General features: G+C 73.9%; 18 protein-coding genes. 9 read left to right on the top strand and 9 right to left on the bottom strand.

Annotation, left to right across the window (positions count from 1 at the left end; genetic code table 11):
• Positions 1–40 precede the first annotated feature (40 nt).
• On the bottom strand, positions 41–1,003 hold the full coding sequence (locus tag AC1DT4_RS01860) for a LacI family DNA-binding transcriptional regulator (RefSeq protein ID WP_477088065.1): 963 nt from the start codon (positions 1,001–1,003) through the stop codon (positions 41–43).
• A gap of 140 nt (positions 1,004–1,143) precedes the next feature.
• Here AC1DT4_RS01860 and AC1DT4_RS01855 point away from each other — a divergent pair, with 140 nt between their 5' ends.
• The gene (locus AC1DT4_RS01855) at positions 1,144–1,749 is read left to right on the top strand and encodes a hypothetical protein (protein ID WP_477088064.1); all 606 of its coding nucleotides are present in this window, start codon (positions 1,144–1,146) and stop codon (positions 1,747–1,749) included.
• A gap of 68 nt (positions 1,750–1,817) precedes the next feature.
• Entirely contained in the window at positions 1,818–2,759 is a 942-nt protein-coding gene (locus AC1DT4_RS01850) for an endonuclease/exonuclease/phosphatase family protein (RefSeq protein WP_477088063.1), read from the top strand.
• Here AC1DT4_RS01850 and AC1DT4_RS01845 read toward each other — a convergent pair.
• Positions 2,756–3,166, bottom strand: coding sequence for a rhodanese-like domain-containing protein (locus tag AC1DT4_RS01845; RefSeq protein ID WP_477088062.1), 411 nt, complete (start codon positions 3,164–3,166; stop codon positions 2,756–2,758). The genes AC1DT4_RS01850 and AC1DT4_RS01845 overlap by 4 nt on opposite strands.
• On the bottom strand, positions 3,163–3,672 hold the full coding sequence (locus AC1DT4_RS01840) for a cysteine dioxygenase (RefSeq protein WP_477088061.1): 510 nt from the start codon (positions 3,670–3,672) through the stop codon (positions 3,163–3,165). The genes AC1DT4_RS01845 and AC1DT4_RS01840 overlap by 4 nt, the downstream gene beginning before the upstream one ends.
• 353 nt (positions 3,673–4,025) lie before the next feature.
• Between AC1DT4_RS01840 and AC1DT4_RS01835 the strand changes: the two genes are divergently transcribed.
• Positions 4,026–4,712, top strand: a complete 687-nt coding sequence (locus AC1DT4_RS01835) for a DNA alkylation repair protein (protein WP_477088060.1) — start codon at positions 4,026–4,028, stop codon at positions 4,710–4,712.
• A gap of 5 nt (positions 4,713–4,717) precedes the next feature.
• On the opposite strand, the gene AC1DT4_RS01830 is transcribed toward AC1DT4_RS01835, so the two are convergent.
• On the bottom strand, positions 4,718–5,191 hold the full coding sequence (locus AC1DT4_RS01830) for a CD225/dispanin family protein (RefSeq protein ID WP_477088059.1): 474 nt from the start codon (positions 5,189–5,191) through the stop codon (positions 4,718–4,720).
• 242 nt (positions 5,192–5,433) lie between these two features.
• Here AC1DT4_RS01830 and AC1DT4_RS01825 point away from each other — a divergent pair, with 242 nt between their 5' ends.
• The 4 genes from AC1DT4_RS01825 to AC1DT4_RS01810 all read left to right on the top strand — a co-directional run bounded on the left by AC1DT4_RS01825 (position 5,434) and on the right by AC1DT4_RS01810 (position 9,364).
• Positions 5,434–7,293 carry a glycosyl hydrolase gene (locus AC1DT4_RS01825; RefSeq protein ID WP_477088058.1) on the top strand — a complete coding sequence of 620 codons (1,860 nt, stop codon included), beginning with the start codon at positions 5,434–5,436 and terminating at the stop codon, positions 7,291–7,293.
• 95 nt (positions 7,294–7,388) lie between these two features.
• Complete coding sequence (locus AC1DT4_RS01820; RefSeq protein ID WP_477088057.1) at positions 7,389–8,168, top strand: spermidine synthase; 780 nt, start codon at positions 7,389–7,391, stop codon at positions 8,166–8,168.
• Positions 8,169–8,258: 90 nt separating this feature from the next.
• Entirely contained in the window at positions 8,259–8,906 is a 648-nt protein-coding gene (locus AC1DT4_RS01815) for a dienelactone hydrolase family protein (protein ID WP_477088056.1), read from the top strand.
• 14 nt (positions 8,907–8,920) lie between these two features.
• Positions 8,921–9,364, top strand: a complete 444-nt coding sequence (locus AC1DT4_RS01810) for a hypothetical protein (protein ID WP_477088055.1) — start codon at positions 8,921–8,923, stop codon at positions 9,362–9,364.
• Positions 9,365–9,368: 4 nt separating this feature from the next.
• Here the strand turns inward: AC1DT4_RS01810 and AC1DT4_RS01805 are convergent, their stop codons facing one another.
• From AC1DT4_RS01805 to AC1DT4_RS01790, 4 genes are all read right to left on the bottom strand, one after another.
• Positions 9,369–9,863, bottom strand: a complete 495-nt coding sequence (locus tag AC1DT4_RS01805; protein WP_477088054.1) for a GNAT family N-acetyltransferase — start codon at positions 9,861–9,863, stop codon at positions 9,369–9,371.
• Between the two features lie 58 nt (positions 9,864–9,921).
• Positions 9,922–10,068: a hypothetical protein gene (locus AC1DT4_RS01800; protein ID WP_477088053.1), complete on the bottom strand. Its 147-nt coding sequence runs from the start codon at positions 10,066–10,068 to the stop codon at positions 9,922–9,924.
• A 17-nt stretch (positions 10,069–10,085) separates the two neighbouring features.
• The gene (locus tag AC1DT4_RS01795; RefSeq protein ID WP_477088052.1) at positions 10,086–11,189 is read right to left on the bottom strand and encodes a glutathione-independent formaldehyde dehydrogenase; all 1,104 of its coding nucleotides are present in this window, start codon (positions 11,187–11,189) and stop codon (positions 10,086–10,088) included.
• A 236-nt stretch (positions 11,190–11,425) separates the two neighbouring features.
• Positions 11,426–11,776 carry a hypothetical protein gene (locus tag AC1DT4_RS01790; RefSeq protein WP_477088051.1) on the bottom strand — a complete coding sequence of 117 codons (351 nt, stop codon included), beginning with the start codon at positions 11,774–11,776 and terminating at the stop codon, positions 11,426–11,428.
• Positions 11,777–11,851: 75 nt separating this feature from the next.
• On the opposite strand from AC1DT4_RS01790, the gene AC1DT4_RS01785 reads away from it, so the two are divergent.
• Together AC1DT4_RS01785 and AC1DT4_RS01780 are read left to right on the top strand one after the other, a co-directional pair.
• Positions 11,852–12,796, top strand: a complete 945-nt coding sequence (locus AC1DT4_RS01785; RefSeq protein ID WP_477088050.1) for a carbon-nitrogen hydrolase family protein — start codon at positions 11,852–11,854, stop codon at positions 12,794–12,796.
• Positions 12,793–13,311, top strand: coding sequence for a pyridoxamine 5'-phosphate oxidase family protein (locus AC1DT4_RS01780; RefSeq protein ID WP_477088049.1), 519 nt, complete (start codon positions 12,793–12,795; stop codon positions 13,309–13,311). The genes AC1DT4_RS01785 and AC1DT4_RS01780 overlap by 4 nt, the downstream gene beginning before the upstream one ends.
• A 30-nt stretch (positions 13,312–13,341) precedes the next feature.
• Here AC1DT4_RS01780 and ligD read toward each other — a convergent pair whose 3' ends face one another.
• Positions 13,342–14,826: a non-homologous end-joining DNA ligase gene (gene ligD, locus AC1DT4_RS01775; RefSeq protein ID WP_477088048.1), complete on the bottom strand. Its 1,485-nt coding sequence runs from the start codon at positions 14,824–14,826 to the stop codon at positions 13,342–13,344.
• Between the last annotated feature and the right edge of the window lie 152 nt (positions 14,827–14,978).

Below are 14,978 nucleotides of genomic sequence, written 5' to 3'. Positions count from 1 at the left end.
GGTCACCGGGCCGCGGCGCCTCCGGTGGACTCGCGGCGCCTCAGGTGGACTCGCGCGCGACGACGTGCAGGACGTCGCTCGGCAGCGCGGGCGGCTCGATGGACTCGTCCAGCGCCGCGAGCACGGCGGCCGCGAGGTAGGTCGCCTGCGCGTCGATGGCCTGCCAGACGGTGGTCAGCGCGGGGGCGGCGAGGCGCGCCGCCGGAATGTCGTCGACGCCGATCACCGCGACGTCACCGGGCACCCGCAGCCCCTCGGCCCGCAGGCCGGACAGGACCGCGAGCGCGACCTCGTCGTTGTATGCGGCCACGGCGGTCACCGGCGCGTCGCCCGCCCGCCACGCCCGGACGGCACCGGCGGCGGACGCCACGTCGAGGTCGACGGCCTGGACCACCGGCGCCGGCAGGCCGAGCCGCTCGCACTCCGCGGTGACCCCGGCCAGTCGGCGGTCGGCGAACGCGACCAGGCGGTCGTCGCTCGGCGCGGCGTACCCCAGCACGTGGTGGCCGCGCCCGGCCAGGTGCTCCACCTGCAGCTGCCCGATGCGGGTCTGCGGGACCGAGAACGTCCCCGGGTGGTCGTCCTCGTCGAGCGCGCTGCCGACCACCTTGATGCCGGCCTGGCGCATGGCGCGCTCGTCCTCCTCGGCGAACGGCGCGAGCCCGAGCACGGCCCGCGGGGTCACGGCCCTCCACAGCTCGGCGAGGGGCCTCGGGCCGCGGTCGTGGTGGACCAGGACGGAGAGACCGCGGTCGGCCAGCTCGCCGGTGAGGTGGTCGAGCAGGGTGTCGATGACCGGTCCGATGGTCCAGTTCGGCAGGACGCACAGCACCAGGTCGCTGCGGCCGGAACGCAGGGTCCGCGCCGCCGCGGACGGGGTGTAGCCGAGCCGCGCCGCGGCGTCCCGCACGCGCTGGCGGGTGGCCTCGGGGATCGCCACACCGGGCTTGCCGTTCAGGACGTAGCTGACGGTCGTCCGCGAGACGCCGCTCTCCCGAGCCACGTCGGCACTCGTCAACCGCGGCACGGTCCTCCCTCGCCACCCCTGCTCACCTGCCGCCACCCTAGCCGGGCCGTCGGGGCCGCGGGGGGACCGCGCCGACGCCTGTTGACGTGGGCCGTCCCGAGGGTGAGTCTGCGAGGGTGACCGGTCGAACCCGTCGTGCCGTGCTCCCCCTGCTGCTCGTGCCTGCCCTGGCGCTGGGCGCGTGCTCGTCGCCCGAACCGGAGGCGACGCCGACGCCCACGCCGACGCCCACCGGGCTCACGGCGGCCGCGTGGGCCGACGCGGTGTGCTCGTCGCTGGGTGACCTCGAGACGGACATCACGGCGATCACCGAGGGCCTGAGCGTCGAGCTCGGCTCGGGCGACGCGCTCGACCAGCTGACGACGCAGCTGCGCGCCAACGTGGCGACCGCCGGCGACTCGCTCGACGAGCTGACGGCCGCGATCGGTGACGCGCCCGAGACCGAGGAGTCGCAGGACCTCCGGGACACGCTGCGCCTCGGTGCCGACGACGTGACGACCGCGACGCAGGACGCGAGGGACGCGGCATCCAGCGCGGCCGACGCGACGACCGTCGCGGAGTTCCTCGGCTCGGCGGGCGCCGCCCTCACGGCGACGTCGTCCGCCCTGACGGCCGCCCGGCAGTTCGGCACGACCGTGAAGACGTCCGCGGCCGACGCGGGCGACACGCTCCGGACGGCGTTCGACGAGTCGGACAGCTGCGCCGCCCTGTCGGCGGACTGACGCCCTTCCTTGCCCGGGGTTTCGTCGGAGGAGTAGACACGAGGGAACTCGTGGGGGGTGTGGTGGCCATGGTCCGGATCGGCACCTGGAACCTGGAGAACCTGTTCCTGCCGGGCGAGGACGGGGGCCCCGCGACCGACGCCCAGTACCAGGCCAAGCTGAGCACGCTGGCGCAGGTGATCGAGCAGATGGCCCCCGACGTGCTGGGGGTGCAGGAGGTCGGCGACGTCAGTGCGTTGGAGGACCTCGCCGACCGGGTGGGCGGCACGTGGCACCTCGAGTCCGCCGAACCCGACGGGCGGGGGATCCGCGTGGGGTTCCTGTCGCGCCTGCCGCTGACCCACGTCCAGCACTGGAGCGACTTCCCGACGGCGCTGCGACCGGTCCAGGTGGACGACCACGGCGGGACGTTGTCGGCCATGGGCCGGCCCGCTCTCCAGGTGCGTGTCCATGTCGGCGGGCACGCCGTGGACGTGATCACCTGCCACCTGAAGTCGAAGCTGCTGACCTTCCCCGGCCAGCGGTTCTCGACCAACGACGAGGGCGAGCGTGCGCGCTTCGGCGCCTACGCCCTCAGCCGGCGCGCGGCGGAGGCCGTGACCGTGCGGGCCGCCGCGACCCATCGGCTCGCCGACGAGGGGTCGGCGGTCGTCGTGCTGGGTGACCTGAACGACGAGCCGACGGCGGCGACCACCCAGATCCTGCTCGGGCCGACGGGGTCGGAGATCGGCACCGGCGGGTTCGACGCCCCGGACAAGGGCGACCGCCAGCGGCTGTGGAACCTGGCCGCACGCATCCCCGAGGCGCAGCGCTTCAGCCGCGAGTACCGCGGCAGGCGCGAGCTGATCGACCACATCCTGGTCAGCCACGCGCTGGTCGGCCTGGTGCCCGACGGGGCGGTCTCGACCAACGACGCCGGACCCGTCCCGTCGATCACCGACGACCCGAACCAGCGGCGCGGCAAGCCAGGCTCCGACCACCGGCCGGTCCTGGCGACGATCGGTCTCTAGACCAGGACGCCGTCGCGCGCGGTCGTGGGCAGCCCCGCCGCCGACCACGCGTGGTACCCGCCCACCACGTCGGTCGCGCGATCCAGCCCGAGGTCCTGCAGTGCGGCTGCGGCGAGGCTCGAGGTGTAGCCCTCCGAGCAGAGCACCACGACCTGCACGTCGTGGCCGGTCGCCGCCGGGATGCGGTGGTCGCTGGCGGGGTCGAGCCGCCACTCGAGGACGTTCCGCTCGATGACGACGGCCTGGGGCACCTCACCCTCGGCCGCCCGCTGGGCCGCGGGCCGGATGTCGACCAGCAGTGCGCCCCGGTCGAGCGCGTCCCAGGCCTCCTGCGGCGACAACCGCTGCAGGCCGGCGCGCGCGTCGGCCAGCACGTCGTCGATGGTGCGGCGGCGCAGGGCGCTCATGCCTCGGACTCCGGCTCGTCCGTCTCGACGGTGCGGCTGGGCACCAGCGTGCCGTCGGGGGTCCTGGCCCAGTACGTCATCCGCGTCAGGGGGACCGAGTAGGCGTGGATGCTCACGGCCGGCACGGTCCAGCTGTTGACGACATCGTGCAGGTCGCCGGGCTCGACGGTCTGGGTCTGGCCGGCGTGGAGCTGCCGGGGCACCAGCCGCCCGTGGTCGTCGGGCCGCAGCTCGGTGAGCGTCCCGGCGGCGATGGTGAACGCGGCCGACGAGAGGCCGTGGTCGTGCAGCTCGGTGCCCTGCGACTGCAGCCAGGTCAGCAGCCAGACGTCGACCCCGGGCGGGCCGTCGAGGCGGGTCCACCAGCGGCCGCTCTGCTGGAAGCGGACCAGCGGGCGCCAGAGCCCGGGCTGGGCGGCGATCGAGCGGGTCAGCGCGCTCAGCTCGTCGACGCCGAGCGGCGTCGGGGCGGTGGGGCTCGGGCGGTGGGACAGGTCGACGGTCATGGCGGTGCCTCTCGGGTGCGTCTGCGGACCGACGGCGCACGGCACGAGGCGGCGCGGTCGGACGGGCCTGCGTCCCGGCGCGGGCCGGGTGGGGAGCGTCAGTGCTGCTGACAGCAGGCCGGACAGGAACGCGGGCGCACGACGGCGGTGGTCATCGGGCGCTCCCTTCCTGGTCCACGAGAGGTGCTCGAACGGGAGAGGCGACGTGCAGCCCGTTCGTGAGCGCACACATCAGCACCGACGGGGATGGCAGTCAAGACCCACCGGTCGGCCTCTCGCATCGTGGACGCCTGGTGGTCGGGGGATCGCCTTAGGCTGGGACCGACGACCGACGGACATGCGAGGAGACCGATGTGGCGACGGTGACGGTGCCCCGGGCCACGGTCGGCGACGTGCGGGCGCGGCTGGCGGAGCTCGAGGATCCGAGGATCCGGGCGGTGAACGAGCGGCACGGGGACGACCACGGGGTCAACCTCTCGCAGCTGCGCGCCGTGGCCAAGGAGCTCAAGACGCAGCACGAGCTGGCCGGACAGCTCTGGGAGACCGGCGACACGGCGGCGCGCCTCGTGGCGATCCTCGTCTGCCGACCCAAGGCGTACACGGCGCCCGAGCTGGACGCGATGCTGCGGGACGCGCGCGTCCCCAAGGTGCAGGACTGGCTCGTCAGCTACGTCGTGAAGAAGAACCCGCACGTCGAGGAGCTGCGGGTCGCGTGGTTCGCCGACCCCGACCCGGTCGTCGCGAGCGCGGGGTGGGCGCTGACCAGCGACCGCATCGCGAAGTCGCCCGAGGACCTGGACCTGCCGGGACTCCTCGACATCATCGAGGCGGGCATGAAGGACGCGCCGGACCGCCTGCAGTGGGCCATGAACGAGTGCCTCGCCACCATCGGCATCCGGTACCCCGAGCTCCGCGCCCGCGCGATCGGCATCGGCGAGCGCCTCGAGGTGCTGAAGGACTACCCGACGCCGCCCGGCTGCACGTCGCCGTACGCGCCGGTCTGGATCACCGAGATCGTCCGCCGCCAGTCGCAGGGCTGAGGGGCCTAGCGCCCCGAGCCCTGCCGGTCGGGCAGACCCGGCATGTCCTGCCGGTCGAAGGGAAGCTCGTGCGAGCGCCCGGGGCCGTCCTGCCACGGGCCGTCGTCGAAGCCGCTGTGCAGGGCGAACGCGGCGATGACCACCCACGCGATGGACGCCAGCACCGACAGGACGATCAGCACCGCCCCGACGATGACGCTGATGATGCTCCACCGGCGGGCGTTGGCCGTCTCGCGGAGGGCGACCTCGGTGTCGGCGGCGCCGAAGGCCCGCGCGGCGCGGTGGGAGGCCAGCAGTGCCGGGATGCCCGTCGGCCAGAACAGGAGCATCGCGGCGATCACCCATCCGACCGGCGCGGACGTCGTGGTGGCGGGAGGCGGTGCGGGCGGGCCGGCGGGGACGGCTGGGACCGCGGGCGCCGGGGTGGAGGGCGCGGCCGTCGGCTCGTTGGCGGCGCTGGGGATCGGCTCGGTTGCCATGGTTCCTCCGGGTGACTCGGCTGGTCAGGTGCACGGTAGGCCCCCAGCCTGGGAGGAGCCTTTGTCTTTCGGCCGGCCGCGGGAGCGCTTGCCCGACTCGCACGGTTCGAGGACATCCTCCGCACATGTCATGTCGACGTCCCGATCGACCGATAGGTGAGGACGGGCGCCACCGTCGGCGCCCCTGACGCACCCGTGCCCGCCCCGGGTGCGTCGCGCTCGGCCATCAGGGGGTCACATCCATGCCGTCACGCCTGCTCGCCCATGCTCGAAACCGTCCCCGGCGGGCCGTCGCCGCGGTCGCGGCGGCCGCCGCGGTGCTCGTCGGGACCCTGCTCGCGGCCGCGCCGGCATCGGCCGACGCTCCCGACCCGGCGCAGACCCTGCGGTCCGACCCGCGGGGCGTCCTGCTCGGTGCGCACGTGACGACGGGCTCTCAGCCCGACGCGGAGTCGGCGATCACCGCGTTCGAGGGCACGCTCGACCGCCGGCTCGACGTCGAGCGCTGGTACTCGCGCTGGGACGACGTCCAGCCGGTCACGCCCGTGGCGCAGGCGGTCGCTCGCGGTCGGACGCCGCTGCTGTCGATCTGGCCCAAGAAGAAGGACGACACGATCGTCACCTGGGCCGCGATCGCGCGTGGTGACGCCGACGCGCAGATCCGCGCGCAGGCCGCCGGGATCGCGTCGCTCGGGGTGCCGGTCTACGTGGCGTTCCACCAGGAGATGGACACCTCGGTCTCCTGGGGGACGCCGACCGAGTTCCGGGCCGCGTGGCGGCACTACGTCGAGGTCGCCCGGGCCGCCGGCGCCACCAACGCGCTGTGGACGTTCGTGACGACGACGGGCAGCTACGGCCTGATCTCCACGCCCGGCGCCGACGCGTACTACCCCGGCGACGACGTCGTCGACCGGGTGGGCCTCAACGCGTACAACTGGAACGCCTGCTCGGTGAACAAGATCACGGACTGGCGCTCGCTCGCGACGATCACGTCGGCGTTCCGGGCCTGGGCCCAGGCGCGAGGCAAGACCCCGCTGCTCGCCGAGTTCGGCACGGTCGAGGACGCCGCCGACCCCGGCCGCAAGGCCGCCTGGCTGACCGACGCGTTCGCCCTGTTCCGCTCGTGGCCCGAGCTCGAGGCTGCCGTGTACTACCAGGGCACCGGGACGTGCCCGTGGTCGGTCACCACGTCGGCGCCCGCGACGACGGCCTTCGCGAAGTCGGCGGCCGACCCGACCGCGCACGGCCGTCCGTCGGCGTGGCTCATCCCGTCGACGAAGCTCGGCGGCGCACCCCTGACGGTGACGTTCGACCTGGCACGCAGCACTGGCGCGTCGTCGGTGAACCGCTCGGGGATCGTGCGCTGGGAGCTGGACCCGGGCGACGGCAGCGCGCTGGTGACCGGGACCGGGCAGCCCGGCAAGGTCGCACACACCTACGCCGCCGGCACCTTCACGCCGCGGCTGACCGTCACGGACGCCTCCGGCGCCACGGCCGTGGACTCCCGGCCGGTCCGGGCTGCCGGCAAGCCGTCGGTCACCGCGGGGGAGCGCGACATCACGAGCACCTCGGCGACGCTGCAGACCTGGGTCGGTCCGCAGGGCCTGTCGGCCACGGCACGCATCGCGTGGACGCCGGAGGGCGCGGCGGCCCCGAGCGGCTCGGTCGACCTCCCGGTCGGCGCGCAGACCTCGACGCAGAAGCTCACCCAGGCGGTAAGCGGCCTCGCTCCGGGCACCCGGTACACGTGGAGCGTGACGGCGACGAGCGCCGCAGGCTCGACCGTCGTCACGCGGACGTTCGACACGCCCGGGCCGCCGACCGTCCGCGCCGCGCCCGCCATCGACCTCACGCGGACGGCCGCCACGGTCAAGCTCCGCGTCCACCCGCACCTGCTGGCGACGACGTCGTGGGTCGAATGGGGACCGGACCTCGCCCGGCGCAGCGCCGACGTGCCGATGGCGGCGGCGTCCTACGAGCGCGGCTCGACCGTCCGGCTGACCGGCCTGACCGCGAGGACGACCTACTCGTACCGGGTGGTCGCCCGCAACGCGCTCGGCACCACCTACGGACCGCTGCAGACGCTCACGACGACGTCCTGACCTGCGCCCACGCGAGCGGCCTACAGTGGCGGGACCCCGGTCGCCCGGCCGGGGTCCAGCCGTGCAGCGACGGCGACGATCGACGGAGCGTGCGCGTGGCCGACGTCCCCGAGGCGGTGCCCGCTCCGGGCGCGCGCCGCCGGTTCGAGGAGCTCGACTGGCAGCAGACGCCGCTCGGCGCGATCAGCCTGCGCCGTCGGACCGACCCGGCCACCGGGCGCGACGTGCACGAGGTCAAGATCGACGACGACTTCCTGATGTCGAGCATGTTCGTCGAGGCCGAGGTGGCGCTGGCCGACCTCGGGCTCGACCGGCTCGCCGGTCGCGAGGACGTCGAGGTGGTCGTCGGCGGCCTCGGTCTCGGCTACACCGCGAGAGCCGTCCTCGACCGTCCCGGTGTGGTCGGGCTCGTCGTGGTGGACGCCCTCCAGCCGGTGATCGACTGGCACCGCCGGGGCCTCGTCCCGCTCGGGCACGGCATCGTCTCGGACTCGCGCTGCCGCCTCGTGCACGGCGACTTCTTCGCCCTCGCGGCCGCAGCGGCGGGGTTCGACCCCGAGCGTCCGGACCGTCGCTGCGACGCCGTGCTCGTGGACATCGACCACTCGCCGCGCCACGTGCTCGCACCGCAGAACGCGGCGTTCTACACGGTCGACGGGCTGCGGCGGGTCCGCGGCAGGCTGCGGCCGGGCGGCGTCTTCGCGCTCTGGTCCAACGACCCGCCCGACGAGGAGTTCATGGCCACGCTGGCGCAGGTCTTCACGGACCCGGCCGCGCGCGTGGTGAGCTTCGACAACCCGCTTCAGGGCCGGCCGGCGACGAACACGGTCTACGTCGGCAGCGCCGGCGCACCCGGGGAAGGCGCTCCGGCATGAGCACGCTCTCCACGTGGGTCGTCGGGTGCGCACACCGCCGACGGCGTCACCCACCCCATCTACCGGAAGGGCAGCGGGCCGGGGGTCGTCATGATCCACGAGCTGCCCGGCCTGACGCCGGAGTGCATCCGATTCGGCGAGGAGATCGTGGCGCGCGGCCACACGGTCGTGATGCCGGTGCTGTTCGGCACGCCGGGAGAGCCCATGTCCGCGCGCGCGGTGCTGAGCTCGCTCACGAGGGTCTGCGTGAGCCGCGAGTTCCACGCGTTCGCGCTCGGCCGGACGAGCCCGGTCGCGGGGTGGCTCCGCTCGCTGGCCCGCGACCTGCACGACGAGCTCGGGGGGCCGGGAGTCGGAGCCGTCGGCATGTGCTTCACGGGCGGCTTCGCGCTCGCGATGCTCGCCGACGCACCGATCGCGGCCCCGGTGCTCGCCCAGCCCGCGTCCCCGTTCCCGGTCGGCCGCCGCCGGTCGGCCGACCTCGGTCTCAGCCCCGTCGACGTGGCGGCGGTCCGGGACAAGGTCGAGGCCGGGTGCCAGGTCCTCGGCGTCCGGTACGTCGACGACCGGGCCGTCGGGACGCGGTTCGAGACGCTCAGCCGGGCGCTGGGGCCGAACTTCCTGGCCGTCGACCTGCCCGGGTCCCGGCACGCCACGCTGACGGAGCACCGCGACGAGCGCGCGGTGACCCGCGTGCTGGACTTCTTCGACGAGAAGCTGGGAACTGCCTCCGGCTGACGTAGCCTCCGGGCATGAGCACCCTGGACGAGGTCGGCACCCGCGACGGCTGGCGATGCTGGTTGTGCGACGAGCCCGTCGACCCCGACGCGTCCGTCAACGCCGACCGCGGTCCGAGCATCGACGCCGGTGCGGCGCCGAAGGGCAAGAAGCCGGCGCCGGGCTCCGAGCGCCTCGCGCACCGTGCCTGCAACACCCGCAAGGGAGCGGTGAAGCCGGTCGTGGCCTGGTCACCGGCCCTGTTCGTCGTGGACCCCGCGCCCATCGTGGCGACCGTCGAGCGGCTGACGCGCAAGAACGGGCGTGAGGTGGTCGCGCGCTGCCCGACCCGCGCGGACGGGGACGAGGCCGCGGCGTGGCTTGTCGACCGGCTCTCGCGGTTCGCGCCCGACCTGCGCGTGGCCGCCGACGTCGAGCCCGGAGGCGGTCAGTTCCTCCTCGTGCTGCGCACCGCCTGACGGCTCAGGCCCTCGACGCCGGCAGGTCCAGCCGGTAGAAGACGCTGTGCGGGTCGAGCACGTAGTCCGCGAACGGCGGGCACTCGACGAACCCCGCGCGCTCGTACAGGCGTCGGGCCGCGGAGAAGTAGTCCTGGGTCCCGGTCTCGAGGTGGACCGTCCGGAGGCCGCGCTCCGTCGCGACGCCGAGCACGTGCGCGAGCACCGCACTGCCCACGCCGCGACCGCGCGCCGCGGTCGTCGTCCGCATCGACTTGAGCTCGCCGTCCGTGCCGGCGAGCTGCTTGAGGGCTGCGCAGCCGAGCAGCGCGCCGGCGGCGTCGCGGGCCGTCCAGAAGGTGATCCCGGGCGCCGCGAGGGCCGTCGGGTCGAGCGCGTGCACCGACTCGGCGGGCGACGTCGCGAACATGTCCGCCAGGTGCTCGCCGAGCAGCTCGAGCACGTCGGCTGCCTGCGGGTCGTCGGTCCGGACGGTGAACGCGGTGGTCGTCGTGGGCATGTCCGTGCTCGCTCCTGCCGTCGGTGGGAAGCCACATCGTCCCACCGACGGCAGGGCGTCACGGTTCGGGCGTGGCTCCCGTCGGGTCGTCGGGGTAGATCTTCTCGGCCGGGACGTCCTGGCCGTCGCCCGGGTCGGGTTCGTTGCCGGGGCGCGGGTCGGAGGACTCCGGGAGCGGCGGGGTGTCGCCGGTGGGGATCGTCATCGTGGGCTCTCCTCTTCTCAGTGGCCGGGGCGCAGGAGCACCTTGGTCCAGCCGTCGTCGCGGGCGTCGAAGTGGGCGTAGGCGTCGGGGGCGTCCTCGAGGCCGAGCTCGTGCGACACGAGGAACGACGGCCGCGCGCGACCGGCGACGATGAGGTCGCGCAGCCGGCGGTTGTAGCGCATCACGGGAGCCTGCCCGGTGCCCATGTGCTGACCCCTGCTGAAGAACGCGCCGTACTCGAACGGGATCCGGCCCTCCTTCGCCTGGTCGGTCGCGGCGCCCGGGTCCTCGGGCACGTAGACCCCGACCACGCCGATGCCGCCCGTCGAGCGCACCACCCGCACGAGGTTGTCGAGGACGAGCTCCGGGTGCTCCTCGCCGGACGGGTCGTGCGCCTGGTACCCGACGGCCTCGACCCCGCAGTCGGTGCCGCGGCCCTGCGTCGCGTCGAGGATCTGCTCGACCGGGTCGCCCGCGGAGAAGTCCACGGGGATCGCGCCGATCTTGTCCGCGAGCGCGAGGCGGTCATGCTCCTTGTCGACGACGAACACCCGCGCCGCCCCCCGCAGCAGCGCGCTGTGCGCGGCCATGAGCCCGACCGGGCCCGCCCCGAACACCGCGACGTCGTCGCCGGGCTGCAGGCCCGCCAGCACGGTCCCGTGCCAGCCGGTGGGGAAGATGTCGCTGAGCATGGTGAAGTCGTTCTCGTGGTCGGTGCCCTCGGGCAGCGTCAGCAGGTTCACGTCACCGAACGGCACCCGGAGCGCCTCGGCCTGGCCGCCGCGGTAGGGGCCCATGTTCGCGTACCCGTAGGCGGCGCCGTCGACACCCTCGGTCGGGTTGGTCCGCAGGCAGAACGACGTCCAGCCGGACACGCAGTTCCGGCAGGTGCCGCAGGCGATGTTGAACGGCACGCTCACGCGGTCGCCGACCTTGATCCGCGTCACCGCGGCGCCGACCTCCTCGACGATGCCCATGTTCTCGTGGCCGAAGACCGTGCCCTCCTCGACGGAGGTCCGGCCCTCGTACATGTGCAGGTCCGACCCGCAGATGTTCGTCGTGGTGATGCGGACGAGCACGTCGGTCGGTTCCTCGATCGTCGCGTCCGGCACCTCCGTCACGGACACGTCATGGGGGCCGTGGTAGACAACTGCGCGCATCGGGAGCGCCTCCTGCGTCGACGCGCCGAACGATCGGCGCGTGGGGACGGCAGCTCCTCCACCGCAACGTGCTCCATCGTGCGTCCGGGTGGCGCCCGACGCATCTCGTCAGCTCGCGGGGCACTCCTCGCGCGCCAGCAGCGGGCGAGGTGCACCGTGTTCGCGGCGAGGCCGGCGTCACCCGCGAGCGCAGAAGGTCAGCCGCTGACCTCGTCCAGGTGCTGCAGGAGGTCGTGCGCGGCGAGCTCGACGTCCTTGTGCCGCCACTCGGACGCCCGGTACACGCACGCGATCAGGGCCGTCCGGTGCACGCGGCGGAAGTCGCCGGCGACGAACGCGTACCGGGCCTTGGTCTCGTCCGTGGCGCCGCTGGTGAGCCCGAGGTGCCAGGCGGCGTAGTCGGCCCAGGAGTGCTTCTCGAGGTACGCGTTCTGCGCGTCGGCGTCGGGCTGCGCCTCGCCCCAGTCGCTGTCCAGGACGTACTGGCGGGCGTCGATCAGCGAGCGGACGTGGGCCACCGCTTGCGCGTTGACGGTGTACTCGGCCATGCGTTCGAGCGTAGGCACGGCGACGGCGGCGTGCGCGCCCTGTCGTCGACGCCGACGCGAGCGCTAGCGTGGAGGATGGCTCTGACCCGCGTCGCCGCCATCCAGGCCGCCCACGTGCTGATGGACCAGGAGGCCTGCCTCGCGAAGGCGGTGCTCCTCATCCAGCAGGCCGCCGCCGAGGGAGCCCGCGTGATGGTGTTTCCCGAGGTCTTCATCCCGGGCACGCCCCTCTGGATGGACTCGCGGCCCATCTGGGACGGCGACGAGGACTGGTTCGCCCTGCTGGTGGACCAGGCCGTGGTCGTCCCCGGTCCGGTGACCGAGGCGCTCGGCGCGGCCGCCGCGGCCGCGGAGGCGTACGTCGTCGTCAACGTCGAGGAGCGCGAGCAGCACGGCGCGACCATCTACAACACCACGCTGTACCTCGGCCCCGACGGGACCCTGCTGGCCACGCACCGCAAGCTCATGCCGACCGGCTCGGAGCGCACCGTCTGGGGCATGGGCGACGGGTCCACCTTGCCCGTGGTCGACACCCCGTACGGCCGGCTCGGCGGGTTGACGTGCTGGGAGAACTACATGCCGCTCGCGCGGTTCTACCTGTACGCGCAGGGGATCGACATCTGGACGGCCCCCACGCTGGCGACCGGGGACGGCTGGGTGGCGACCCTGCGGCACATCGCGCGCGAGGGCCGTTGCTACGTCGTCGGGGCGAACCCCTGCTTGCACATCGACCAGATCCCGGCCGACTTCCCCCACCGCGACCAGGTCTGGACCGTCAAGGACGGCGACGGCGGCTGGGTCGAGCCCGGCAACAGCGTGATCGTGGGGCCGAACGGCGAGCTGCTGGCCGGGCCCGTGCGCAACGAGGAGGCGATCATCACGGCGGACATCGACCTGGCGAGCGTTCGAGCGGCCCGGCGACTCTTCGACCCGGTCGGGCACTACAACCGGCCGGACATCTTCCGCCTGACGGTCGACACCAGCCCCCGACCGGCCTTCACCGTGGGCGGAGCGTCGTGATCACCGGCGTCATCGACCCCCGCTACGGCGACCCGACCGCGACCGCGCCGCCGTGGGAGCAGATCGAGCAGCTCCTCGCCGACGCGCAGCTCTACTGGATCGTCACCGTCCGGGTGGACGGGCGCCCGCACGCGGTTCCCCTCGTGGGCGTGTGGCACCACGGCACGTTCGCGTTCTGCACCGGTCCGGAGGAGCAGAAGCAGCGCAACCTCGACGGCAACCCGCGCGTCGCCGTCACGACGGGCAGCACCGGGGCGCACGGCTGGGACAGCGGGAAGGACCTGGTGCTCGAGGGCACCGCGGTGCGCGTCACGGCGGCCGACGACCTGCAGGAGCTGGCCGCTGCTTGGTCGGCCAAGTACGGGGACGACTGGCGGTTCGAGGTCCGCGGCGACGAGTTCGTCGAGGTGAGCGAGTCGGGCGGCGGGTCCGGCGGCGCGTGGGTGTACCGGGTGGCGCCTGCGAAGGTCATGGCGTTCGGCGACGGCCACGGCCAGACGACGTACCGCTTCTAGCCCGACGCCCCGACGCCCCGGCGCGCCCGTTCAGTCCTCGCGCACCACGTCGCTGGGGTCCTTGTCCGGTCGCAGGCCGCGCCAGGCCGGGTGCCGCAGCCGCCCGTCGCCCGTCCACTCGGTGAAGGCCACCTCGCCGACGAGCTCGGGCCGCACCCAGTGGACGTCACGCGTCTCGGCCGCCGGCAGGCGCTCCTCGAAGGGGGACGTCGAGCTCTCGATCGCGCGCAGCCGCGTGAGCAGGTCGTCGAGCATCCGACGCGTGAAGCCCGTCCCGACGCCGCCCGCGGGGCGCAGCACGCCGCCGTCGTTCACACCCAGCACGAGCGCCCCGATGGTGTCGGCGCGGTTGCCCTTGCCCGGCCTCCACCCCGCGACGACGACCTCCTGCATCCGCACGTGCTTGACCTTGCGCCAGTCCGGGGAGCGGCGGCCGGGGCGGTAGGGGGCCGAGCGCCGCTTGACCAGGACGCCCTCGAGGCGGTTCTCGCGACTCGCCGCCAGGACGTCCGCGCCGGGACCGTCGAACGACGGGGGAGTCTGCCAGGACGGCCCGGACACGGCGAGGCCCTCGAGCAGGCGGCGGCGCTCGTCGTACGGCAGCGCGAGCGTCGACCGACCGTCGAGGTGGAGCACGTCGAACACCAGGTACACCACGGGGACGGTCCGGGCCAGGCGCCGGGCGGCGGCCGGGTCCGCGACGTGCATGCGCTGCTGCAGCCGGCCGAAGTCGGGAGCGCCGCCGGCGTCGAAGGCCACGAGCTCGCCGTCCAGCACCACGGGGGTCGACCCGAGCTGTTCGCCCATGCCGGCGATCTCGGGGTACGACCGCGTGATGTCGAGGTCGTTGCGGGACATCAGGCGCACCCGGCCGCCGTCGACGTAGGCGACGGCGCGGACCCCGTCCCACTTCATCTCGTAGGCCCACCCGTCGTCGTCCTCCGGAAGCTCTCCGGGGACGGCGAGCATCGGCGGCACGAGGTCGGGCAGCGACTCCCAGTCGGGCTGCGTGGGCGGATCCATCCGGTGCACCATCCAGCTCTTCCCGTCGTCGGGGGCGTCGGCCGGCCGGCCCTTGGGGCGGGTGGCGAACAGGACGTACTTCCCCTGCACGCGCTCGCCGTGCAGCACCACCTGCACCTCGCGCTCCGACCACTTCACCAGGTCGTACGTGCCGTGGTCCCACACCGTGACCTGACCGCCGCCGTACTCGCCGTCGCCGATCCGGCCCTCGAACGTCGCGTACTCCAGCGGGTGGTCCTCGGTGTGCACGGCCAGGTGGTTGGTCTTCTGGTCCTGCGGCAGCCCCTTGGGCACGGCCCACGACACCAGGACGCCGTCGCGCTCCAGGCGGAAGTCCCAGTGCAGGGCGCGCGCGTGGTGCTCCTGGATGACGAAGGTCCGGCCGTCTCCCGGAGCCGAGCCCTGGCCCGCGGCGGGGACGGGCTCGGGCGTGCGCGCCGGGTCCCGCTTGGCGCGGTACTCGGCGAGCGGCTCGTCGTCGCGCTCGGGCACGCCCCGAGTCTCTCGCCCCTCGACGCGCCGGGCGAGGGGTACTAGTACCAACGTCCGATGGTAGGCGTACCTCGGGCACGGGAGAGAGGAACCCAGCAGGCCGTGTCGACCGGAGTTCTCTCAAGCGCGTGCTCGTGCTCACCGCCGCAGCG

The organism is Cellulomonas sp. P4_D11 (assembly GCF_056401915.1).
Note: the sequence above shows the minus strand (reverse complement) of the source record. Positions and strands in the feature narration are given on the sequence as shown.